We start from the raw sequence: 22228 nt of genomic DNA, 5'->3' as shown, positions 1-22228 counted from the left end.
CCGGCAACAATCCGGCGGCTGATCCGGGACCACGCCGCGCATTTCCGTCCGGCTGTCGGTGTTGACGGGTACTGTCACAGGGAGAACCGAATGCCCGTTGCAGCCTGGCGCCAGGCCGGACGAGAAGTGGATGACCGTGAGCGACAAGAAGCCCAATGACCCGGCGTGGGACAGCACCCACGATTCCGACGAACCCGCATTCGAATGGATGAAGGGCTCGACGGCGGCGGACGCCTCCGAGAGCGACGCCCGCCGCGAGACGGAGAAGCCCGCCCCCGGAACGCGGCCTGACGGCGCCGGGGTGGCCGGGACCTCCTCCGCGGACGGCCTCAAGGAACCCGCCTCCTGGGATCCGGAGGCCAGTGCCGCCCGCACCGCCGGTGACGGCTCCGCGGACGACCGCGGCGCCTCCGAGGAGTCCAGCGCTCCGGAGGAGACCCCGGTCGTGGCGGAAGGACTGTCCGCACCCGCCGCATCGGATGCCGCCCGCCCGACCATCCTGGGTGACTCCGCCCGGACGGAGGCGTTCGGCACCGCGAGCCCCGAGCCCGTGACCCCTGAGCCGGCGACGCCCGAACCCGTGACGCCGGAAGCCGGTGCGGCTCAGCCGGGGGCGCCGGAGGCCGAGACGACGGCCGACGAGTCCGCAGCACGCGCCGAGGACGAGGACCAGGCCCCCGCCGGAGCCCCGGCCACCGTGATCCAGGAGCGCCTGCCCACGAGCGCGCTCACGGTGCGCGCCCCCGATGAGGAGGTGCAGAAGCGGCAGGCCGCCCGCGACGCCGCGCTGGCCGCGAAGCCTGTGGGCCCGCGCGTCGTGAAGATCCTGAGTGCGATCTTCCTGCCGCTTCTGCTGGTGATCGCCGCCGTCCGCGTGGTGGCCACCCCGCTGTTCCTCTGGATCGAGTACTTCCGTCCCGGTTTCCCGGGTGACGGCTACGGCTTCAGCCAGGAGGACCGGCTGACCTACGGTTCGTACGCCGTGGACTACCTGAGCAACTTCGCCGGGCCGAGGTACCTCGGTGACCTGGTGACGGCCAGCGGCACCAAGCTGTTCCGCGATCCCGAGATCTCCCACATGGCCGACGTCAAGATGGTCACCATGACCACCTGGGGCGTGGGCGCCCTGCTCGCGGTGCTGGCCCTCGTGGCCATCTGGTACCTGGGACGCCGCCGCGACGGCTCGCTGCGCCACGCGTTCTTCGCCGCCTCCGTGGTGACGCTCGTGATCATCGTGGCGCTCGGCGTCGTCGGTTTCCTGGGCTGGGACAGCTTCTTCACCGGCTTCCACGAGATCTTCTTCGCCAACGGGACCTGGACCTTCACGCTCCAGGACACGCTGATCCGCCTGTTCCCGGGGCAGTTCTGGATCGACTCGGCCGTCACCATCGCCGGTCTGGTGTTCCTCACGGCCTTGATCACGCTCATCTGCACCTGGCCCACCAAGCGCCGTCGTGAAGCCCGCAAGGCGGTCATCGCGGGCCGCCTGGCCGCCCAGCAGGCCGCCGTCGCGGGGGAGTGATCCCAGCGCCCGGCTCCGGGCGACCCCGCTGACACGGAAGAGCCCGCCCCCGGTGAGGGGCGGGCTCTTCCGTGTCAGCGTCCGGGCGGCCGGGAGGGCGGCCGCTCAGCCGCGGTAGAGCTGGTCGATCTGCGGGGCGAAGTCGGTCACGACGGCGTTGCGGCGCAGCTTGAGCGACGGCGTCAGGTGGCCGGAATCCACGGACAGCTCCGCGTCCAGGATGGCGAACTTGCGGATGCTCTCCGCCTTGGAGACCTGCGTGTTCGCCTGATCCACGGACTGCTGCAGGGAGTCGAGGACCTCGGGGATCTGGGCGGCCTCCGCCGGGGTAAGGCCCGGTCGGGAGTGCTGCCGGCCCCACGCCTCGACGGCTTCCTGGTCGAGCCCGATGAGCGCGGAGACGAACGGCCGGCCCTCGCCGAGCACCACCACGTGCTCCACGAGCGGGTTCTGGCGGATGGTCTCCTCGAGCGGCTCCGGGGCCACGTTCTTGCCGCCGGCCGTCACGATCAGATCCTTCTTCCGGCCCGTGATGGTCAGGAAGCCGTCCTGGTCGAGCGTGCCCAGATCACCGGTGGCGAACCAGCCGTCCACGAACGCGTCGAAGTCCGCCTGGGGGTTGTTGTGGTAGCCCTTGAAGACGCCGATGCCCTTGATCAGGACCTCGCCGTCGTCCGCGATCCGGATCGACGTGCCGGGCACGGGGCGACCGACGGTGCCCAGCCGGTTCTGGCCCGGACGGTTCACGGCCGCCGGAGCCGTCGTCTCGGTGAGGCCGTAGCCTTCCAGGATCGGCACCCCGGCTCCGAGGAAGAACTCCGATTCGTGCCGGTTCAGCGCGCTCGCCCCGGAGACCGTGTGCGTGATGTGCCCGCCGAACGCCGCCCGGACCCGGGGGTAGAGGAGACGGTCGAAGAGGAGGTGCCGCAGCCGCAGGACCAGCCCGGGGGCGTCCCCGAGTCCCTGCTCGTGCCGCTGGGTGGCCTGGGCGTACTCGACGGCCGTGCTGTAGGCGCTGGCGAACAGCTTCCCCTTGCCGGACTCCTCCGCCTTTTGCTGGGCGCCCGCCACGACCTTCTCGAAGATGCGGGGCACGGCCAGCAGGAACGTGGGTTTGAGGGTCTGCATGTCCGCCATGAGCTCCGAGGCGGAGCTGCTGTGGCCCACCAGGATCCCTGCGTGGAGACAGATGACCTGCACGGCGCGCGCCAGGACGTGGGCGAGCGGCAGGAACATGAGCGTCCGGGCGTCGGGGACCAGGGTGAACGCTCCGAGCGCCGGGACGATGTTCTCGGCCACGAGGGCGAAGTTGGCGTGGCTGATCTCGCAGCCCTTCGGCTTGCCCGTGGTGCCGGAGGTGTAGACGATCGACGCGGTGTCTGCCAGGGAGGCGAAGGTGCGGTGCCGCTCGAGCTCCGCCTCCGTGACCCCGGTGCCGGCGTTCGCGACGCTGACCATGTTCGGGACCGCGCCGCCGTCGTCCATGCGGATGACCTGGAGGGGAGCACTTCCGAGCAGCTCCGAGCCCTCGGCGACCGCGGTGACGAGATCGGCCTTCGCCGCGTCCTCGACGAACACCCGGCGTGCGCCGGAGTCCTCCAGGATCCACTCGACCTGGCTGGCGGAGGACGTCTCGTAGATCGGCACGGTGACACCGCCGGCGTACCAGATGGCGAAGTCCGCGAGAGTCCACTCGAAGCGCGTGCGGCTCATGACGGCCACGGGGTCACCGGGCTGCAGGCCGCCCGCGATCAGGCCCTTGGCCAGGGCCTTCACCCGGTGCAGGAACCCCTCGGCCGTGAGCAGGTCCCAGCCGGGCAGGGTGCCGGGCGCTCCGGTTCCGGCGGCCGCCGCGGACGACGACGGCGCGCGCAGCGCGTAGACGGGACGGTCCGGCGTCGCGGTGGCGCGGGCCAGCAGGACGTCCGTGACGTTGGACGCCGGGTCGAGCTCGGAGAGCAGCGGCTCGGTGTACTCGGTGATGGTGCTCATGACGGGTGTTCCAGTTCCTGTCGTCTCGGATCCGGGGTCAGATCCAGGAAGGCATCCACATGCGCAGACGCCAGTCGTTGTAGCTGATGGTCTCAGCGGTCCAGATGGGGTAGAAGAACGCGGAGAGCAGGAGCACCGCCGCGAGGAAGCACGCCACCACCAGGAAGCCCGAGCGGCGCCGCCAGGGTGGATCTCCTTGCCGGCCGAGGATGAGGCCCAAGGCGTAGCAGAGCCCGAGGATCAGGAACGGCTCGAAGGAGACGGCGTAGAAGAAGAAGGTGGTCCGTTCCGGGTACATGAACCAGGGGAGATACCCTCCGGCCATGCCCGCCAGGATGGCCCCGGCGCGCCAGTCGCGGCGGCCGGCCCAGTAGAAGAGGACCACGAGCAGGGCGATCGTGGCGCCCCACCAGATGAGAGGATTGCCGACGCTCAGAATGGCGTCGGAGCACTTCTCCTGGGCACTCGGACCGCATTGCGGCGACTGGTAGTAGAAGGAGGTGGGGCGGCCCAGGACCAGCCAGGTCCAGGCGCTCGCCTTGTAGGGGTGGTCCGAGCTGAGGCCTTGGTGGAAGGTGTACGCCTGGACGTGGAAGTCCCAGAGGGAGCGGAGCGCCGGCGGGAGCCACTGCACGCCCTTGCCCGGGTTCTGCTCGGCCCAATGGCGGTTGTAGGCGTCATTGCTGAGGAACCAGCCGGTCCAGGTGGAGAGGTAGACGGCTGTGGCGGTGCCCAGATAGAGGAAGAAGGCGGGCACACCGTCCCGGACGATCCCGGCGACGGCCCAGTTCCGGATCCCGGCCACGCGCCGGGCGTTCATGTCCCACAGGACCATGAGCAGGCCGAACACGGCCACGAAGAAGAGTCCCGACCACTTGATGCCGACGGCGGCGCCCATGGAGGCGGAGGCGGCCAGGCGCCACCAGCGGAAGCCGAGACCCGGGCCCCAGCGGAGCGCGGCCTCGGACGGGACGCCGTCCGGCGACGCGGCGGCGAGGGCGGACAGCCGGGTGGCGAGCCGCCGTCGTCCGTCGCTGCGGTCCAGGAGGAGGAACGCGAAGGCGAGCAGCACCCAGAACTCGATGAAGATGTCGAGGATTCCGATGCGGGACATGACCAGGTGGGTGCCGTCCACGGCCAGCAGCAGGCCCGCGATGGCGCCGAGCGTGACGGAGTTGAAGAGTTTCTGGGCGACCAGCGCCAGGATGAGGATGGACAGCGTGCCCACGACGGCCGAGGAGAAGCGCCAGCCGAAGGTGTCGGCCTGGCCGAAGAGGTCCATGCCCCAGGCGATCATCCACTTGCCGAGTGGCGGGTGGACCACGTATTCGCCGGTGTTCAGGATCTGACTGGGGTCGCCCTGGTTGAAGGCGGCGTTCGCGTCTTTGGCCCAGTTCCGCTCGAAGCCGGACTGCAGGAGCGAGTACGCGTCCTTGACGTAGTAGGTCTCGTCGAACACGAGGGACCGCGGCTCACCCAGCCGGACGAACCGCAGCACGCCACCCAGGACGGCGGTCAGGATCGGTCCGAGCCAGAACCAGAGACGCAGGGTCGGCGTGAAGTCGCGCCAGGACTGGACGGGGCCCAGCAGGCGTTCCAGGAGACTCTCGCGGGTGTAGGCGACCTTCGGGTCCAGAACCCAGGAGGCCTTGCCCTGCGCGAGGCGGCGCTTCCTGACCGTGGCGGGAGTGCCGCCGTGCCGGGGCCCGCCCGGGGACGCGGAGGCCGGGGACGCACTGGCGGTGCCGCCGTCCAGCGCGGCCTCTTCGGTCTGGGTCACGTAGTCATGCTACCGGGCGAGGCGTCTGGGCCCACGGTGGCGAGGGCCCCGAACCGAGGCACGAGGTTTGGGACCCCTCGGGCGGTAGGCTGGACGCCATGGCTGAGCGAGTGGTGCAGGGTGAAGGGCGTGTGGTCCTCGCGGCCACGCCGATCGGCAATCTCGGGGACGCCTCGCCCCGGCTGCGGGAGCTCCTGGAGACCGCGGACGTGATCGCGGCCGAAGACACCCGCCGGCTGCACCGCCTGGTCCAGGGGCTCGGCGTGACCGTCTCCGGCCGCGTCATCAGCTACCACGAGCACAATGAGCGCGAACGCGCCGAGGAACTCCTGGAGTTCGTCGCGGAGGGGCAGACCATCCTGGTGGTGTCCGACGCCGGCATGCCCGCGGTCTCGGACCCCGGCTTCCGCCTGGTCTCCGCCGCCGTCGACGCCGGGGTGCTGGTCACTGCGGTCCCCGGACCGTCCGCCGTGCTCACCGCCCTCGCGCTGTCCGGCCTGCCCACCGACCGCTTCACCTTCGAAGGGTTCCTGCCCCGCAAGTCCGGCGAACGCCTCGGCACGCTCCGCGAGCTGGCCCAGGAACGCCGCACGATGGTGTTCTTCGAGGCGCCGCACCGGCTCGAGGTCATGCTGACCGCCCTGCGCGAGGTCTTCGGCCCGGATCGCCAGGCCGCCGTCTGCCGCGAACTCACCAAGACCTATGAAGAGGTCATCCGCGGATCGCTCGACGAACTCGTCGCCTGGGCCGCGTCCGGCGAGGTCCGCGGCGAGATCGCCGTCGTGGTCGGGGGAGCGGGGGAGCCCGAGCCGAGCCGCCCGGAAGACCACATCGAGGCCGTCTCCGCCCTGACCGCCGAGGGTCTGCGCCTCAAGGAGGCCGTCGCCGTCGTCGCGGAGGCGCAGGGTGTGAGCAAGCGCGATCTGTACCAGGCGGTCCTCGCCGCACGGAGCTGATCCGCGGCGGTACGCAGAACTGTGCAGATGCACAGTGAAACACAGGATCGCTAGTGCACCCCCGCGTAGACGTGCGTCACAACGCGGCGATAACTTGGCAGGGAAGGGTCTTCCTGGAAGGCCCATACCCCAGTACCCCCAAGCACGAAGGAGTCGCACATGACTTCCGCGATCACCGCCGAGCGCGAGGCAGAGCTGCTCGCCAAGGTCCCCACCGGCCTGTTCATCAACGGTGAATGGCGTGCAGCCTCCACCGGCAAGACCTTCGACGTCGAGGATCCGGCCACCGGCAAGGTGCTGCTGAGCATCGCCGACGGCACCAGCGAGGACGCCATGGCCGCCCTCGACGCCGCCGACGCCGTGCAGGCCTCCTGGGCCCGCACCGCTCCGCGCGAGCGCGCCGAGATCCTGCGCCGCGCCTTCGAACTGGTCACCGAGCGTGCCGACGACTTCGCCCTCCTCATGACCCTCGAGATGGGCAAGCCCCTGGCCGAGGCTCGTGGCGAGGTCACCTACGGCGCCGAGTTCCTGCGCTGGTTCTCCGAGGAGACCGTCCGTGACTACGGCCGCTACCTCACCACCCCCGAGGGCAAGAACAAGATCCTCGTGCAGCGCAAGCCGGTCGGCCCCTGCCTGCTCATCACCCCGTGGAACTTCCCGCTGGCCATGGCCACCCGTAAGATCGCCCCGGCCATCGCCGCCGGCTGCACCATGGTGATCAAGCCCGCCAAGTTCACCCCGCTCACCACGCAGCTCTTCGTGGCCACCCTGGTCGAGGCCGGTGTCCCGGCCGGCGTCGTGAACGTCGTGTCCTCCTCCAGCGCCTCCTCCATCTCCGGCCCGATCATGAAGGACTCCCGCCTCCGCAAGGTGTCCTTCACCGGCTCCACCGCCGTGGGCAAGCGCCTGATCGCCGACGCCGCCAACAACGTGCTCCGCACCTCCATGGAACTCGGCGGCAACGCCCCGTTCCTGGTCTTCGAGGACGCGGATCTGGACAAAGCCGTCGAGGGCGCCATGGCCGCCAAGATGCGCAACATGGGCGAGGCCTGCACGGCCGCCAACCGCTTCCTGGTCCACGAGTCCGTGGCCGAGGAGTTCACCGCGAAGTTCTCCGCCGCCATGGCCGCACTCAGCACCGGCCGCGGCACCGAATCCGAGACCAACGTCGGACCGCTCATCGACTCCGGCGCCCGTGAGGACGTCCACGCGCTGGTGACCGCGGCCGTCGAGGCCGGCGCCACCGTCGCGACCGGCGGCGCTCCGGTGGAGGGCGAGGGCTACTTCTACGCCCCGACCGTCCTCTCCAACGTCCCGAACGACGCCGACATCCTCCGCAGCGAGATCTTCGGCCCGGTGGCCCCCGTGACCACCTTCTCCTCCGAGGAGCAGGCCATCAAGCTGGCCAACGCGAGCGAGTACGGCCTGGCCTCCTACATCTACACCCGCGACTACGCACGGATGTTCCGGGTGGCGGAGCAGATCGAGTTCGGCATGGTCGGCTTCAACGCCGGTGTCATCTCGAACGCGGCCGCTCCGTTCGGTGGCGTGAAGCAGTCCGGTCTGGGCCGTGAAGGCGGCGCCGAGGGCATCGCCGAGTACACCACCACCCAGTACATCGGCATCGCCGACCCGTACGCCGACTGATCCCCGGCGCCGCCGCCTTCTCGCAACCGACGGCGGCGCCCCTGGTCCCCTGAGGGACCGCCACGGCGCCCGTCCGCCGCCCTCCGGGGCAGCGGGCGGGCGCCGTCGTGTTCACAGAGCCTCGGGAGCGGTCAGCGCCGCCGACCTGGACGCCACGGACCTGAACGCCACAGCGACGGCGGGACCCAGCGCGCGCGCCACCGCGCGAGGCGTCCTTCGCGGTCGCCGAGGGACCGTTCGACGGCGGCGACCCGTTCCCGGGCTTCCTGCGCCGTGGAGTCCGCCTCGGCGCCGTCGCCGCGGTCGCCGTACCGGGCGGACTCGTAGTCCCTCACCAGGTCCCGCACCGCCACGCGGCCGGGCTCCGGCAGGCCGTCCTCCAGCCGGGCCGCGAAGGCACGGGGCGTTTCGGCGTCGCGGGCAGGGACGCCGTGGTCCTCCGCCGTGGCGAGCAGTTCCTCCATCGCCCCGATCCGCACGCCGGTGCCGCTCTGGGCAGGGGAGAGCCGTCGTCGCCGCTGCCGGCCGCGCAGCACTTGCGGCAGGACGGAGGCGATCCCCAGCACGACGACGGCGGCCGCCGCCCAGAGCAGATGACCCCAGTCGAGCGACTCCCACCACGGTGGTGTGGAAGCCCGGGGTGCGGCCTGCGGAACCGGCGTGGTGGTGGCCGAAGCGGACGGCTGCGGGGTGGAGGTGGCGGTGCTGGGGGCCCGGGGCCGGAGCCCCTCGGGGTCGAAGTCCGGGACGTTGGTGGCGGACGGGTCGACGGCGTAGCCGGGCACGATCCCGCGCGAAGGGGTGGGTTCGAAGGGGATCCAGCCCGGGCCCTCGAGGTAGATCTCGGGCCAGGCGTGGGCGTCCTGGGCCGCCACGGCGTACTCCGTCCGGGTGGGTCCGCCCTGTTCGCCGGCCTGCGTGACGCCCGTGGCACGCCCCGGCGCGAAACCCACCGCCACACGGCTCGGGATGCCGATCGCCCGGGCCATGACCGCCATCGCTGTGGCGTAGTGGATGCAGTAACCGCTCTTGGCGTCCAGGAACTTGGCCAGGACCTCCATGCCGGTGCCGTCGTAGCCGTGGTCCGCGGGGGCGGTGACCGAGTAGCTGAACCCCGGGCCGCGCAGGTAACGCTGCAGGGCCATCGCCTTGTCGAACGGTGTGTCGGCGGTGCGGGTGACCTGAAGCGCGGTCTCCCCGATGATGCGGGGCACGTTGGCGGGCAACTCGCGGAACTTCGCCATGACCTGCAGGGGGACGGTGGCGGGCCGCCGGAGCTCTTCGGCCGACCAGTCCTGGTTGAAGGAGCGCACCGTGTAGACCTCGTTGGCGCTCGTGGAGTCACCGCTGCGGCTCCGGACCGTGAGATTGTCCGCGTCGTAGCCCCAATCGCCCTTGGCGCCTTCGACCACCGCGGGATTCGTGACCATCGGGAGGTAGGGGCTCGAGAAGTCGTGGGTGCTGATCACGGTGGAGTAGAACAGGGGTCCGGTGGCTTTCTCCGGCGTCTGGCGCATCTTGCCGTCGTCGAACTGCCGGACGGACCCGAGGTAGCCGCCGTGGTACTTCTCGGGTTCCCAGCGGTCGCCGGAGAAGGAGTCGATCGTGGTCAACCGGAGGTAGGGCGGTGACGAGGCATCGGTGACGTAACTCATGACGGTGCCGGTGCCCTGCTGGCGGAGGTTGCTGCTGAGGGAGAGCACCGGGTTCAGGCCGTTGCTCTTGCCGAGCGATCCGAGCCGCGAGCCCTGCGGGAAGAGGCCCTCGGTGAACCCCGGCACCAGCGCGGGGACCAGCAGCGCCAGCGCGACGGCGGCGGAGCCGAGCACGGTGGCCCGGCCGAGCCCGCGGGACGCGCTGTTCTGGGCGGCGCCGCGGGACTTCTCCGCAGGGCTCTCGGCCTCCTGTGCGGCGCGCAGGGCGCGCCGGGAGACCGCGAGGAGGATGGTGAAGAAGAATGCCGTCGCTGCGAAGGGCCACGCGCCCACGCTCGTGTAGTTGAGCAGTGCCGGCACCAGGAGGACGGCGAACACCGGGCCCGCGGCCGCGAGCGGATGCCGGGCCCGCACCACGATCCAGTCCGTGATGAGCGCGAGCAGACCCAGACAGCCCGAGACGAGATAGGTGATCCCGGGCCCCGGATTGACCGGGACGAACTCGTGCTGCACGGTGTTCTGGGCCTCGGCCATGAGGTCCCAGAAGCCGCCCCAGGCCGACGGGCTCGGCAGGATGCCCAGGAACGCCCGGTCGGACAGGAACAGCGCGTTGAGGATCAGGCCGAGTGCCACCGCCCCCGCCGCGTAAGGGACCCAGGCGCTGCGGGTGAAGAACCGGGGGACGACGAGCGCCGTCCCGGTCACCTGGAGCGTGATGAGCACGGGGAGGAACCAGGACCATCCGTAGATGACCCCGGAGAGTCCGGCCGCCGCGGAGGCCAGCAGGGCGCAGACACAGGCCGTGACGGGCAGGAGGATGCCTCCGAGCCTGCTCCGGCCCGGTGTCCGCTCCGGGGTGGTGGTCATGCCGCGTCACCGCCGGGTGCGGTGTGCGCGGCGCCGTTGCCCGCGGAATACCTGGCGCCGTGGCCTGGCGCGCGCCCCGCGCCGGCGGCCGGGACCGTGCCGCCGCCCGCCCACCGTTCCAGGAGCCGCGCCGGGGAGTCGCCGGGGGAGGCCCACAGCACGCGCCAGCCGGCGGTCTCCAGGAGGTCGCGGACCTCGGCGTCCGGGCTGCTGGGCCAGCAGCTGATCACGGTCGCCTGGGGCGCCCCGCGGGACCCGGCCCAGGACGCGGCGGTCCCCGCGCCGCTCAGCGTGCCGCTGACGAGGCGCCGCGCGTCGTCGAGTCCCAGCCTGCCCGTGAAGGTCACCAGCAGCCCGCCCGTCCCCGACAGGGCGAGCGGGGCCGGGTGCTCCGTCAGTTCGAGGGCCGCCAGGCATTCGGGAAGCAGTTCCGGCGCTTCGCCGGCCGCCATCACCTCCAGTCCGGGGTGCGGCGCGCTGCGGGACCTCTGGAAAGCGGGCTCTCCCGCATGGTCCTGAAGGCGCAGTTCGTGGCCTAGTCCGGCGAGGCCCAGCGCCACGGAGAGGAACGTCCCGAGCTGCCACTCGAACGACACCGTGGTGCGCAGCGAGGCGGCGGCCCCGGGGACCGGGAACGGCGCCAGCTCGCCGCCGCTGTGGACGGCGGTGCGCTGATCCAGCACCAGGGTGATGCGGGGGAGCGCGCCGCCTTCCTCGTGCCGGACCATGAGCTCGCCACGCCGCGCCGTCGAGGGCCAGTGGACCCGGCGCAAGGCGTCGCCGTGCCGGTACTCGCGGACCATCACATCGTTCTCGCTCGCGCTCGCGACCCAGCTGGTCGTCTGACTCCCGCCGACGCCGATCCCGGCATGGCCCCGCACCAGGTCCAGCAGCCCGGGGGCGAGTTCTCCGGGCCGCGGCGTCACGAGGAGCTCGGCGCCCGGATCCACCGTGTGACGCTTCCAGGCGAGATCGAAGGGGTCCCGGAACTCGGCCGTGACGCCGCCCACGGGGAAGACCCCGCGATGCGGGGGAGCCACCCGGTACTCGTAAGCGGAGACGGCTCCGCCCCGCGAGGCCCGGGAAGGATAACGGAACCGCGGCGAACCACCGAGGTCGGCCGGCAGCTGCTCCACCATCGTCGACTCGGCCAGCGACCCGCCGCCCGGCAGACGGGCCCAGCGTGCGCGTCGGCCTGCGTGGGCCGACCCGGCCGGCGCGGAGGCGGAGGGGCTGATGAAAAGGTGGACGGTCGTCGTCGTGCCCTCCTGCACCGGCAGGGGATGGAATTCGCGGCGCACGACAAAACGCTCGTGACGGTTGCGCACACCCAGCACGGCCAGGACGGGGAGAGCGAGAAGGAAGACGGAGAGCGTGAGCAGATCGCGGCGGCCCAGGATCCAGGCTCCGGCCAGGCAGAGGAGGGCCACCAGGACGAAGCCCAGACCGCGGCGGGTGAGGAGCTTCGCGGGGGACAGCCTGCTCAGCGGCCCGGCGCTCATGGCACCCGGGCCTGGTCTCCGGGCGACGAGAAGCCTGCGGAGCTCAGAGACGGTCCGTCGGACCCCGCGGAGGCGGCCCGGCGGGCAGCCGCCCGGGACGCCGCGGTGTCCACGGGCAGCCGTTCGATGATGCCTGCGAGGATGCTCGCCGCATCCTTGCCGTTCAGCACGGCGCGACGGTCCAGCAGGAGCCGGTGGGCCAGGATGTCCGGCGCGACGACGGCGACGTCGTCCGGGAGCACGAAGTCCTGTCCCGCGAGGGCGGCGTGCGCCTTGGCCGCCCGGAGGACGTGCAGCAGCGCACGGGGGCTGGCGCCGAGGACGATGTCCGGATGGCTGCGGGTGGCCTGACCGAGGTCCACCACGTACTCCTTGACGGGGCCGGCGACGTGGACGGCCTGGACGGTGGCGATCATGCGGCGCAGCAGGGCGGTGTCCACCACGGGCCTCAGGTCGTTCAGGGGCGAGCGGCCCTGGTGCGCCTCGAGCATGTCGAGTTCGGCGGCGCGGTCCGGATAGCCCATGGAGATCCGGGCCATGAAGCGGTCCCGCTGCGCCTCGGGGAGGGGGAAGGTGCCCTCCATCTCCACGGGGTTCTGGGTCGCGAGGACCATGAACGGCGCCCCCAGCGGATACACCTGCCCGTCGACGCTGACCTGGCTCTCCTCCATGCATTCGAGCAGGGCGGACTGTGTCTTGGCCGAGGCGCGGTTGATCTCGTCCCCGATCACCAGGTTCGCGAACACGGGTCCGGGACGGAATTCGAACTCCCCGCTCGCCTGGTTGTACATGGACACGCCCGTCACATCGGACGGCAGCAGATCGGGCGTGAACTGGATGCGGGAGACACTGCCGTGAATGGCTCTCGCCAGGGTCTTGGCGAGCATGGTCTTGCCGACGCCGGGGACGTCCTCAAGGAGCAGATGCCCCTGGGCGAGGAGCACCATGAGCGCGGTGCGGGCGGTCTCCTGCTTGCCGTCGATCACCCCGTTGACCGCGTCCAGGATCGCGCGCGCCGCCGAGGAGAACACCTCGGGGGACAAGGGCTCGGGAGCCGCCTGCTGGGAGCCGGGCAGCCCGGTGGCGACCCCGCCCGGGCCTGGGCCCTCGATGAAACCCGGATCTGACACGGCCGACCTCTCCTTCACCCGGCGCGAGCCCCCAAAAGCCGAGTCTGACGTGGTGTAACGTGGCTCACTTCCTCACAGCCTACTCATCGCCGCCGCTCCGTCATAGGGTGGCGGGTCACGGCAGGGGCCCACCACCCGTCGACTGTCCCCAGCGGCTCCCCAGCCTCGTGCCTCGGCAGGGGCCCCTCGCCGCCGTGGGCCCTCCGTACGATGCCGCTTTCCACCGTTTCCGGCCCGGAACGGCATCCTGTGGAGCAGTCGATGGGGAAGTGAGCGAACGTCGCAGGCGGGGCCCGTCGAGTTCCGCGTGCGGGCGCGTACTACGCTGGACGCATGTGTGCTCCCGAGACTCCGTTCGCCTACCGCCGCCCCGAGGAAGCTCCGGACCACGGGAAGGACGGCCCCGCGGATTCGGTGCGGTCCGCCAAGGATGAGGCCGGCCGGAAGCGGAAGCTGGAATACCCTCCGGCGCCGGAGCCGCTGCGGATCCCCGTCATGGACAACCACACCCACCTGAACTTCCGGGACGGCCTCGTGGAGGTCTCGGTCAAGGACGCCCTCGACGCCGCGGAGGCGGTGGGCGTGAAGGCCGCCGTGCAGGTGGCCTGTGATCTCGAGTCGGCCCGCTTCACGGTCCGCGCGCTCGACGAGGACCGCCGTCTGCTGGGCGCACTGGCCATCCACCCGAACGACGCCCCGCTCTACGCCGCGCGCGGCGAGCTGGAGGACGCGCTGCAGGAGATCGAGGATCTCGCGGCTCATCCCCGCGTGCGGGGCATCGGCGAGACCGGTCTGGACTACTTCCGCACTCAGGGCGAGGAGGAGCAGGCGATCCAGCACTACTCCTTCCGCCGTCACATCGACATCGCGCGCCGGCTCGGCCTCACGCTGCAGATCCACGACCGGGATGCGCACGACGACGTGGTCCGGATCCTGCTCGAGGAGGAACAGCCGGAGCGGGTCGTCTTCCACTGCTTCTCCGGCGATGAGGAGCTCGCCGCCATCTGCAACGAGCACGGCTGGTACATGTCGTTCGCCGGGCCGGTCGGTTTCAAGGCGAACGGTCATCTGCGCGAGGCCCTCAGGACGGCCCGCCGTGACCTGATCATGGTGGAGACCGACTCGCCGTTCCTGACCCCTCATCCGTACCGCGGGCGGCCCAACGCGAGTTACATGATCCCGTACACGATGCGCTCCATGGCCGAGTCGCTGGCGACCGATCTCGATGAATTGTGCGCCGACGTCGCGCGCAACACGGAAGCCGCGTACGGCAGTTGGGATTGAGGCGCGAACCGCCCGCTGAGCTGGGCTGACACTCTGAAGCCGCGTCCGCGCGACGTGCGCGTACCGTACCTGACGGCCGGGATCTGCGCGACTCCGCGTGTCGCGGACAGCATTCAGGGCTTGGCTGTTTTATAACGCTTCGGTTACAGTGGATGACAGATAGCCGGGGTCGGGGAAGGCCTGCGGACGAATGACACTTCGTTGTGAACCATGGACACCCGTGTGCCGAGAGGCGCCGGGCGACCATCAGGCCTTGCCTTGCGAGGCTCCCGTTCCCCGTGCCCGGACGCACCAGTAGTTTGGGTAGTAGTGAACAAAATCTTCGCAACCGACGGAAAGATCAGTCCCGTCAAGGTGGGCGTGCAGCTCGCGGTGATCCTGGCCCTCGTCGGAGGCCTCCTGGCCTTCGTGGTCAACAACAAGACCGTGAAAATCAACCTCGACGGCCGTGTCAGCTCCGTCCAGACCTTCGGCGGCAACGTCGAGCAGGTCGTGAAGAGCGCGAACATCGACATCGCCGACAAGGACAAGGTCGTTCCCGCCCTGAACAGCGGCGTGCAGGACGGCACCGAGGTCCGGATCAACCGCTCCAAGTCGGTTTCCGTGGTCCTGGACGGCGCCGCGCGTGAGGTCGACACCCACGAGAGCACCGTCGCCGGCCTGGTGAAGGAACTCGGCGTGAAGGACACCTCCCGCGTGTCCCTGCCGGCCGACGCCAACCTGGACGTCAAGGGCACCAGCCTCACCATCTCCACCCCCAAGAACGTCAACCTGATCATCCGCGGCAAGGGCAGCAAGCTGACCACCACCGCAGCCACCGTCGGTGACGTGCTCAAGGAAGCCAAGGTCGTCCTCGGCAAGAACGACGTCTCGGCCCTCCCGGCCACCGCTCCGGTGACCGCGAACATGACCGTCAAGGTCAGCAACATCGACAAGAGCCGCACGGCCACCGTGAAGGAAGAGATCCCCTTCGACGTGGTGAAGACCGACTCCGCCAAGCTCGACAAGGGCGTGGAGAAGGTCACCACCGAGGGCGTGGCCGGTTCGGTCGAGAAGACCTTCCGCCTCGTGATCGTCGACGGCAAGGAAGCGACCCGCACCCTGGTCACCAGCAAGGTCACGGCCGAGCCCGTGACGGAGCGCGTCGACGTCGGCACCAAGGAGGCCCCCGTGGCCCCCGCCGCCCCGGCTGCTTCCGGTGGATCCAACACCGGCGCCGCGGCTCCGGCCGCGGTGAACGCCGGCATGTGGGACCGCATCGCCCAGTGCGAGTCGACCGGCAACTGGTCCATCAACACCGGTAACGGGTACTACGGCGGCCTGCAGTTCGACATCGGGACCTGGCTCGGCGCCGGTGGCGGCGCGTACGCCCCGAACGCCAGCCTCGCCACGCGCGAGCAGCAGATCGACATCGCCAACCGCGTGTACGCCCAGCGCGGGCTGTCCCCCTGGGGCTGCGCCTGGGCTGCCGGATAAGCGGCGCTCCTTTCACCAGCTGAACGACGGCGGCCGGTGACCTCCGAGGGGAGGTCACCGGCCGCCGTCGTCGTGTGTGAAGAACGGCGCCGTGGGCTGTGACCGCCGGGTCGGTAGGATTGTCGGGTGAGTGATGCAGCCCAGAACCCCGACGCCGCGACGAACCCCACCCCGTTGCTGGGCGCCGCGGACATCCGCCGTCTGGCCGAGGAGCTCGGCGTCCGGCCGACCAAGACCCTGGGGCAGAACTTCGTGATCGACGGGAACACCATCCGCCGGATCGTGGCCGCCGCCGAACTGGACCCGTCGGAGACCGTGCTGGAGGTCGGCCCGGGCCTCGGCAGCCTCACCCTGGGGCTCCTCGACGCCGCCGCCCGTGTGGTGGCGGTGGAGATCGACCCGGTGCTGGCGGGCCGTCTGCCCACCACCGTGGAGGAATTCCGGCCGGGCGCGGCCGAGCGCTTCACCCTCATCAACCAGGACGCGCTCAAGGTCACCGAGCTGCCGCATCAGCCGACCGCCGTCGTCGCCAATCTGCCCTACAACGTCGCGGTGCCGGTGGTGCTCCACCTCCTGGAGCACTTCCCGACCATCCGCCACGGTCTCGTCATGGTGCAGGACGAGGTGGCGGACCGTCTCGCCGCCGGGCCGGGCTCCAAGATCTACGGCGTGCCGTCGGTCAAGGCGGCGTGGTACGGCACCATGCGCAAGGCCGGGGTGATCGGGATGAACGTCTTCTGGCCGGCGCCCAAGATCCACTCCGGGCTGGTCGCCTTCGAACGTCACGAGGAGGAGACCACGTCCCGCGCCGGCCGTGAAGAGGTCTTCGCCGTGATCGACGCGGCCTTCGCACAGCGCCGCAAGACCCTCCGCGCCGCACTGTCCGGCTGGGCCGGGAACGGCGCCGAGGCGGAGCGCCTCCTGCACCTGGCCGGTGTCGATCCGAGTGCCCGCGGCGAAACCCTGGACATCGGGGCCTTCACTCGCATCGCCGAGGCCCGGATCCCCCTGGAGGCCTGAGGATGCGCCGCGGCAACTCCGTGACGGCCTCCGCGCCGGGGAAGATCAACGTCTCCCTGCACGTCGGACCGCTCCGGGAGGACGGATACCACTCGCTGGCGAGCGTCTTCCTCGCGGTGTCCCTGCGGGAAGAGGTGCGGGCGTCCTTGCTGGACGAACCGGGCATCCAGGTGGTCCTCTCACCGGACAGCACGCTCGACGTGGATCCCGAGACCATCCCTCTGGACGGCCGGAACCTCGTTCACCGCGCGGCCGCGCTCCTCGCCTCGCACTGCGGGCTGGAACCCGCCGTGCGTCTGGAGATCGTGAAGAGGGTCCCCGTCGCGGGTGGGATGGCGGGAGGATCCGCCGACGCCGCCGCCGCCCTCGTCGCCTGCAACGCCCTCTGGGAGTGCGGGCTGAGCCGGGAGGAGCTGGCCGCTTTGGGAAGCCGGCTCGGGGCGGACGTGCCCTTCTGCCTGCTCGGCGGCGCGGCGGTGGGCCTGGGCGTGGGCGATGAACTCACCACGGCCCTGGTGCACGGCGAACTCCACTGGGTGGTGGTCCCGGCCGCGTTCGGCCTCTCCACCCCCGAGGTGTTCCGCCGTCTTGACGCGCTCCGCGAGGCCGAAGGCTATGCCGCGCCGGAGCCGGACTCCGTGGACGCCGCGATCCTGGCGGCTCTGCGCACCCCGGACAGCCACGTGCTGTCCACCCTCATGGTCAACGATCTCCAGCGCGCCGCCCTGGACCTGGCCCCGGAGCTGCGCGACGTGCTCGGGCTGGGGGAGTCCCTGGGCGCCCTCGCGGGGATCGTGTCAGGCTCCGGCCCCACCGTCGCGTTCCTCTGCGAGGACACGACGGCGGCCCGCGCGCTCGCGGACGGCTTCAGTCACCGCGGCTTGGTGTCCTTCGTGCTCACGGCCCCGTCGCCCGGCGCCTACGTGCATCCATGAGAGGGCCACGGCGCGGACTCCGGCCGATCCGCCTACGATAGACAGGTTCAGCGCGCCGTGAGGGCGGGTCCTCCGGATCCGCGCGGCACGGCCCTCTGAACCGGACACACCGACGAAAGCAGCACATGGCACATCTTCTGGGCGGCGAGAACCTCGCCGTGTCCTTCGGAACCCGCACCGTCCTGGACGGCGTCACGGTGGGACTGGAGGACGGTGACCGGATCGGGATCGTGGGCCGCAACGGCGACGGCAAGTCCACGCTCATGCGGTTCCTGGCGCAACGGGCCCAGCCCGACGACGGGCGGGTGACCCAGCGCCGTGACCTCACCGTCGGCTACCTGGACCAGCAGGATGTGCTCGACGGCGATCACACCGTGGGCCAGGCGATCGTGGGGGACATGGCGGATCACGAGTGGGCCGCCGATCCGAAGATCCGCGAGATCATGGGCGGACTGGTGGGGGACGTGGACTGGGATTCCAGCGTCCACAGCCTCTCCGGTGGGCAGAAGCGCCGTGTCGCGCTGGCGAAGCTCCTGATCGGCGACCACGACGTCATCATGCTGGACGAGCCCACCAACCACCTCGACGTCGAGGGCGTGGCCTGGCTGGCCCGCCATCTCAAGAACCGCTGGCGCGCCAACGAGGGTGCGTTCCTGGTGGTCACCCACGACCGTTGGTTCCTGGACGAGATCTGCACCAAGACCTGGGAGGTCCACGACGGGGTGGTGGACCCCTTCGAGGGCGGTTACGCGGCGTACGTCCTGGCCCGGGCCGAGCGTGACCGGATGGCCTCCGTCGTGGAGGCCAAGCGTCAGCAGCTCGTGAAGAAAGAACTCGCCTGGCTGCGCCGTGGCGCCCCGGCGCGCACCTCCAAGCCGAAGTTCCGCATCGAGGCGGCCAACGCCCTGATCGAGGACGTTCCTGCACCCCGCGACACCCTGGCCCTGAACAAGATGGCCACGGCCCGCCTGGGCAAGGACGTCATCGACCTGGAGCACGTCACCCTGGACCGCCGTCCCGCCCCCGGCGAGGCCGGGGACGGGAGCGGCGCGCCGCTCTTCGACAACATCACCCTGCGCCTCGCGCCGGGCGAACGAGTGGGTCTGGTCGGCGTGAACGGCGCCGGCAAATCCACGCTGCTGCGCCTGCTCTCCGGCGAGGTCGCGCCCACGAGCGGCAAGGTCAAGCGCGGCAAGACCGTGGTCCCGGCCGTGCTGAGCCAGGAAGTGCACGAATTGCGCGAGGTGGACGATCTGCGCGTGGTCGAGCTGATCGAGCGTGAGAAGCGGTCCTTCAGCGTGGGCGGCAAGGACCTCACGGCAGGGCAGCTCGTCGAGCAGCTCGGCTTCACGAACGCCCGGCAGTGGACCCCGATCCGGGACCTCTCCGGCGGCGAGCGGCGACGTCTCCAGCTCCTGCGTCTCCTGGTGGGGGAGCCCAATGTGCTCATGCTCGACGAGCCCACGAACGACCTGGACACGGACACCCTCGCCGCGGTGGAGGACGTCCTGGACGGCTGGCCCGGCACACTCGTGGTCGTCAGCCACGACCGGTACCTACTGGAGCGCGTGACGGATCACCAGATCGCGCTGCTGGGCGACGGCAAGCTCCGCGGGCTTCCGCGGGGCGTGGATCAATATCTGGAGCTGCGCGAGGCGGCACTGGCCGGTGCGTCCGCGAAGGCGAGCGGCCCGACGGCGGCCGGCGGCTCCGGCGCGGCGGGCGCCCAGGGCGGCGGCGCGCCGTCGTCGGGGGCCAGCGAGGCGGAGAAGCGCGAGGCGCGCAAGAACATCAACCGGATCGAACGCCAGCTCGGCAAGCTCGCGCAGCAGCAGGAGAAGCTGCACGCGCAGATGGCCACGGCCTCCGAAAAGGGCGACTTCGACGCGCTCGGCGGGCTGAACACCCAGCTCAACGAGGTGCTCGAGGAGAAGGAGACCCTGGAGATGGAGTGGCTCGAGGCCGCCGAGGTCCTGGGGGAGTAACGCCCCACCCCCCACCCTCCGATCGACGGCTCCATAGGACGCCGTTTTCCTCGATTTTCGGGGGATTTCAACATCCTACGGAGCAGTCGATCGTTTAAAGACCAGGCTTGGACCTCAGGGAACGGATCGGGGCCGGGGTTGACCGGGCGTGAGAAAGGTCGTCCGTGACGGCGATGAGGCCCCGGGGCCGTGCCTACGCTGAGGCACACGTCCGGCCGCAAACGGGCCGGAGCCGAGTTCCGGGGAGGGCCGTGCCGTTCCATGATCTGCTGCACCTGGCCGCGGTGGTGCTCACCGCCGTCGCGGTCGGAGTGCACCCCGGCTGGCGCTCCCGTCTCCGCCTGCCGCGGCTGACCGGCTGTGTCCTCATGCTCGTCGCGATGGTCGATGTGGCGTATCTAGGGCTGCTGAGCGTCGTGGTCTGGGTGCCGGCGCTCGTGCTGTCGGCCATCGCGCTGTCGGCGCTCGGACGGCGGGAACGGTCAGGATGCGTCGCACGCCTGCACGACAGCCTCGGACTCATCGTCATGGCCGTGCTCTTGCCGTTCATGCACCCGGCTGCTGGTCCCGGCAGTCCGGCCGCGACGGCGCATGCTGGCCACGCGTCCGCGGGAGGGATGCTGGGGGTCCTGACCGTCGTGCTGGTGCTGTGCCATGTCGCCGGTTCCCTGTGGGGCGTCGCACGGACCGTCGAGCCCGCGGCGCGTGGCCAGTACCTCCTCATGGGCGGGGCCACGGCGCTCATGTCCGCCGCGGTCCTCGGCTGATCCGGGCCGGTCCGGGGCAGGCTCAGCGTTCCTGTTCGGCCAGGTCGGGCGTCCCGGACACCGGGTCTTCCAGCGTCCGACCGCCACCGCGCTGAGCCGCCGCGCCGGCGAACACCACGAGCGCGATCCCGAGCATCTGCATCACCGTGGGCGTCTGGCTGAGGATGAGCAGGCCGATCAGGATGCCGAACGCCGGCTCGATCGCCAGGAGCGTGCCGAACGCCGTGTGGTTCATGCGGCGCAGCGCGAGCATCTCGAGTCCGAACGAGATGACCGGCGTGATGAGCGCGATCCCCGCGATCACCAGGAGCAGCACCCAGTCCAGGTCGCCGTCGAGCACTTGAGGAAGACCGACGGCGCTCGTCGCGACGGCGGCGACCGGGATGGTGAGCGCCAGGCCGCTGATGCCGGAGAACCGGTCGCCGACCAGTTGGGTGAGCACGTTGTACAGCCCCCAGCAGGCCCCTGCCAGCAGGGCGAACCCGACACCCAGCAGGTCCACGCCGCCGTGCCAGGGCTCGGTGAGCAGCACGACGCCGAGCAGCGCGATCACGGGCCAGAGGAGCGCCTTGCGCTGTTTGCCGGCCAGCCCGGCGACGGTGAGCGGGCCGAGGAACTCGATCGCCACGGCGGTTCCCAGGGGGATCCGTTCCACGGCGGCGAGGAAGAACGTGGTCATGAACCCGGTGACGACACCCAGCGCCAGAAGCTTCGGGACATCCCGACGCGTGATCGAGCGGAAGGACGGCCGCGCGATGAGCAGCAGGAAGACGGCGCCGAAACACATGCGCAGCCAGGCGGTCCCACCGGGTCCGATGTGCTCGATGACCCCGACCGACAGTGCGTTCGAGATCTGGATCATGAGCATGGCGGCGATCGCCATGGACCAGGCGGGGATCCGCACGGTGCCGTTCCGGGTGGTCATGATGCTCCGTTCGTGGGGTGGTTTGAGTGAGAAATCGAGAGGGGGACGAGCGCGCGGTGTACTGAAACCGGGGGTTCGGAAGCACGGGGTCCACCCCTGCGGTGGGCCGTCGCCGTCACCGGCGTGGCGCCGTCGAGCGGCCCCCCAGGCGGACCCGTGGCGCCTGCCGTCAGCCGTGCTCCGTGTCGAGCGTCCGGGGCGTGCCGACCCCGGGCTCGTGGACCGTGAGAAGGAACCGAGCGGGGTCAGCGTGCGGGTTCCGGTAGGAGTGGTCCGAGTCGCCGAAGAAGGAGAGGGCGTCGCCGGTGCTGAGCTCGTAGCTCTTCCCGTCCACCGTCACGACGATCGCGCCCACCTGCACCTGCAGGAGTTCGCGGGTGCCCTCGGAGTGCGCTTCGCTGACGTGCAGTTCGCCGGGCGCCAGGGTCCAGTCCCAGAGCTCGACCACGTCCGGTGGCTGCGTCCCCGCGACCAGCACACCCCGGCCACCGGCCGCCCCGGTCCAGAGGACCGCACCGTCGCCGTGCCGTGTCACCTTCGCCGCACGGGTCGCGGGCGGCTCGACGAGCGCGGGGAGTCCGACGCCGAGTGCGTCACTGAGCCGCAGCAGCGTGCCGACGCTGGGGTTCACGGAGCCCTGCTCCACGTTGACGACCATGCGGCGGCTCACGCCCGCGGCATCGGCGAGCTGATCCAGGGTCCAGGCCAGGGCTTTGCGCTCCTGCCGGACCCGGGCGCCGATCGCCTGCGCCAGTGATTCCGCCGCTTCATCCATGAGTGCATCA

The 22228-nt window shown here is 70.7% G+C and carries 16 protein-coding genes; 9 read left to right on the top strand and 7 right to left on the bottom strand.

Features of this window, described 5'->3' with window-relative positions; translation table 11 throughout:
• Nucleotides 1-136: 136 nt before the first annotated feature.
• Nucleotides 137-1522 carry a TIGR01906 family membrane protein gene (locus BLV63_RS14225; RefSeq protein WP_254780563.1) on the top strand — a complete coding sequence of 462 codons (1386 nt, stop codon included), beginning with the start codon at nt 137-139 and terminating at the stop codon, nt 1520-1522.
• 105 nt (nt 1523-1627) lie between these two features.
• On the opposite strand, the gene BLV63_RS14220 is transcribed toward BLV63_RS14225, so the two are convergent.
• Both BLV63_RS14220 and BLV63_RS14215 read right to left on the bottom strand, forming a co-directional pair.
• Nucleotides 1628-3505, bottom strand: a complete 1878-nt coding sequence (locus tag BLV63_RS14220; RefSeq protein WP_066214675.1) for an AMP-dependent synthetase/ligase — start codon at nt 3503-3505, stop codon at nt 1628-1630.
• A gap of 46 nt (nt 3506-3551) precedes the next feature.
• Nucleotides 3552-5294, bottom strand: a complete 1743-nt coding sequence (locus BLV63_RS14215; protein WP_066214601.1) for a dolichyl-phosphate-mannose--protein mannosyltransferase — start codon at nt 5292-5294, stop codon at nt 3552-3554.
• A gap of 98 nt (nt 5295-5392) precedes the next feature.
• On the opposite strand from BLV63_RS14215, the gene rsmI reads away from it, so the two are divergent.
• On the top strand, nt 5393-6250 hold the full coding sequence (gene rsmI / locus BLV63_RS14210; RefSeq protein WP_066214603.1) for a 16S rRNA (cytidine(1402)-2'-O)-methyltransferase: 858 nt from the start codon (nt 5393-5395) through the stop codon (nt 6248-6250).
• Between the two features lie 159 nt (nt 6251-6409).
• On the top strand, nt 6410-7897 hold the full coding sequence (locus tag BLV63_RS14205) for an NAD-dependent succinate-semialdehyde dehydrogenase (protein WP_066214605.1): 1488 nt from the start codon (nt 6410-6412) through the stop codon (nt 7895-7897).
• Between the two features lie 131 nt (nt 7898-8028).
• Here BLV63_RS14205 and BLV63_RS14200 read toward each other — a convergent pair whose 3' ends face one another.
• From BLV63_RS14200 to BLV63_RS14190, 3 genes are read right to left on the bottom strand one after another with little or no spacing between them, the layout of a single operon-like run.
• Entirely contained in the window at nt 8029-10419 is a 2391-nt protein-coding gene (locus BLV63_RS14200) for a transglutaminase TgpA family protein (protein WP_066214607.1), read from the bottom strand.
• Entirely contained in the window at nt 10416-11921 is a 1506-nt protein-coding gene (locus BLV63_RS14195; protein WP_066214609.1) for a DUF58 domain-containing protein, read from the bottom strand. Before BLV63_RS14195 ends, BLV63_RS14200 begins: the two co-directional genes overlap by 4 nt.
• The gene (locus tag BLV63_RS14190; RefSeq protein ID WP_074784333.1) at nt 11918-13051 is read right to left on the bottom strand and encodes an AAA family ATPase; all 1134 of its coding nucleotides are present in this window, start codon (nt 13049-13051) and stop codon (nt 11918-11920) included. Before BLV63_RS14190 ends, BLV63_RS14195 begins: the two co-directional genes overlap by 4 nt.
• 333 nt (nt 13052-13384) lie before the next feature.
• Here BLV63_RS14190 and BLV63_RS14185 point away from each other — a divergent pair, with 333 nt between their 5' ends.
• The 6 genes from BLV63_RS14185 to BLV63_RS14160 all read left to right on the top strand — a co-directional run bounded on the left by BLV63_RS14185 (nt 13385) and on the right by BLV63_RS14160 (nt 20518).
• On the top strand, nt 13385-14335 hold the full coding sequence (locus BLV63_RS14185; RefSeq protein ID WP_082724166.1) for a TatD family hydrolase: 951 nt from the start codon (nt 13385-13387) through the stop codon (nt 14333-14335).
• Between the two features lie 309 nt (nt 14336-14644).
• Nucleotides 14645-15811 (top strand): resuscitation-promoting factor, encoded by a 1167-nt coding sequence (locus BLV63_RS14180; protein ID WP_066214612.1) that lies wholly within the window; start codon nt 14645-14647, stop codon nt 15809-15811.
• Nucleotides 15812-15937: 126 nt separating this feature from the next.
• Nucleotides 15938-16831 (top strand): 16S rRNA (adenine(1518)-N(6)/adenine(1519)-N(6))-dimethyltransferase RsmA, encoded by an 894-nt coding sequence (rsmA, locus tag BLV63_RS14175; protein WP_066214614.1) that lies wholly within the window; start codon nt 15938-15940, stop codon nt 16829-16831.
• A gap of 2 nt (nt 16832-16833) precedes the next feature.
• Nucleotides 16834-17766 (top strand): 4-(cytidine 5'-diphospho)-2-C-methyl-D-erythritol kinase, encoded by a 933-nt coding sequence (locus BLV63_RS14170; RefSeq protein WP_066214617.1) that lies wholly within the window; start codon nt 16834-16836, stop codon nt 17764-17766.
• A gap of 125 nt (nt 17767-17891) precedes the next feature.
• Entirely contained in the window at nt 17892-19751 is a 1860-nt protein-coding gene (locus BLV63_RS14165) for an ABC-F family ATP-binding cassette domain-containing protein (RefSeq protein ID WP_074784330.1), read from the top strand.
• 251 nt (nt 19752-20002) lie between these two features.
• Nucleotides 20003-20518, top strand: coding sequence for a hypothetical protein (locus BLV63_RS14160; RefSeq protein WP_066216743.1), 516 nt, complete (start codon nt 20003-20005; stop codon nt 20516-20518).
• A gap of 22 nt (nt 20519-20540) precedes the next feature.
• Here the strand turns inward: BLV63_RS14160 and BLV63_RS14155 are convergent, their stop codons facing one another.
• Together BLV63_RS14155 and BLV63_RS14150 are read right to left on the bottom strand one after the other, a co-directional pair.
• Nucleotides 20541-21443, bottom strand: a complete 903-nt coding sequence (locus tag BLV63_RS14155; protein ID WP_066216746.1) for an EamA family transporter — start codon at nt 21441-21443, stop codon at nt 20541-20543.
• A 169-nt stretch (nt 21444-21612) separates the two neighbouring features.
• On the bottom strand, nt 21613-22218 hold the full coding sequence (locus BLV63_RS14150; RefSeq protein WP_066216748.1) for a helix-turn-helix domain-containing protein: 606 nt from the start codon (nt 22216-22218) through the stop codon (nt 21613-21615).
• Nucleotides 22219-22228 lie beyond the last annotated feature (10 nt).

Source organism: Arthrobacter woluwensis (assembly GCF_900105345.1).
Taxonomy (GTDB): Bacteria; Actinomycetota; Actinomycetes; order Actinomycetales; family Micrococcaceae; genus Arthrobacter_E; species Arthrobacter_E woluwensis.
This window is presented reverse-complemented; position numbering and strand designations above follow the sequence as displayed.

What these genes read in the sequence shown, in the direction of transcription:
- rsmI (WP_066214603.1), top strand. Translation starts at nt 5,393, where the DNA reads ATGGCTGAGCGAGTGGTGCAGGGTGAAGGGCGTGTGGTCCTCGCGGCC.
- BLV63_RS14205 (WP_066214605.1), top strand. Translation starts at nt 6,410, where the DNA reads ATGACTTCCGCGATCACCGCCGAGCGCGAGGCAGAGCTGCTCGCCAAG.
- BLV63_RS14200 (WP_066214607.1), bottom strand. Translation starts at nt 10,419, where the DNA reads ATGACCACCACCCCGGAGCGGACACCGGGCCGGAGCAGGCTCGGAGGC.
- BLV63_RS14195 (WP_066214609.1), bottom strand. Translation starts at nt 11,921, where the DNA reads ATGAGCGCCGGGCCGCTGAGCAGGCTGTCCCCCGCGAAGCTCCTCACC.
- BLV63_RS14185 (WP_082724166.1), top strand. Translation starts at nt 13,385, where the DNA reads ATGTGTGCTCCCGAGACTCCGTTCGCCTACCGCCGCCCCGAGGAAGCT.
- BLV63_RS14170 (WP_066214617.1), top strand. Translation starts at nt 16,834, where the DNA reads ATGCGCCGCGGCAACTCCGTGACGGCCTCCGCGCCGGGGAAGATCAAC.
- BLV63_RS14165 (WP_074784330.1), top strand. Translation starts at nt 17,892, where the DNA reads ATGGCACATCTTCTGGGCGGCGAGAACCTCGCCGTGTCCTTCGGAACC.
- BLV63_RS14155 (WP_066216746.1), bottom strand. Translation starts at nt 21,443, where the DNA reads ATGACCACCCGGAACGGCACCGTGCGGATCCCCGCCTGGTCCATGGCG.
- BLV63_RS14150 (WP_066216748.1), bottom strand. Translation starts at nt 22,218, where the DNA reads ATGGATGAAGCGGCGGAATCACTGGCGCAGGCGATCGGCGCCCGGGTC.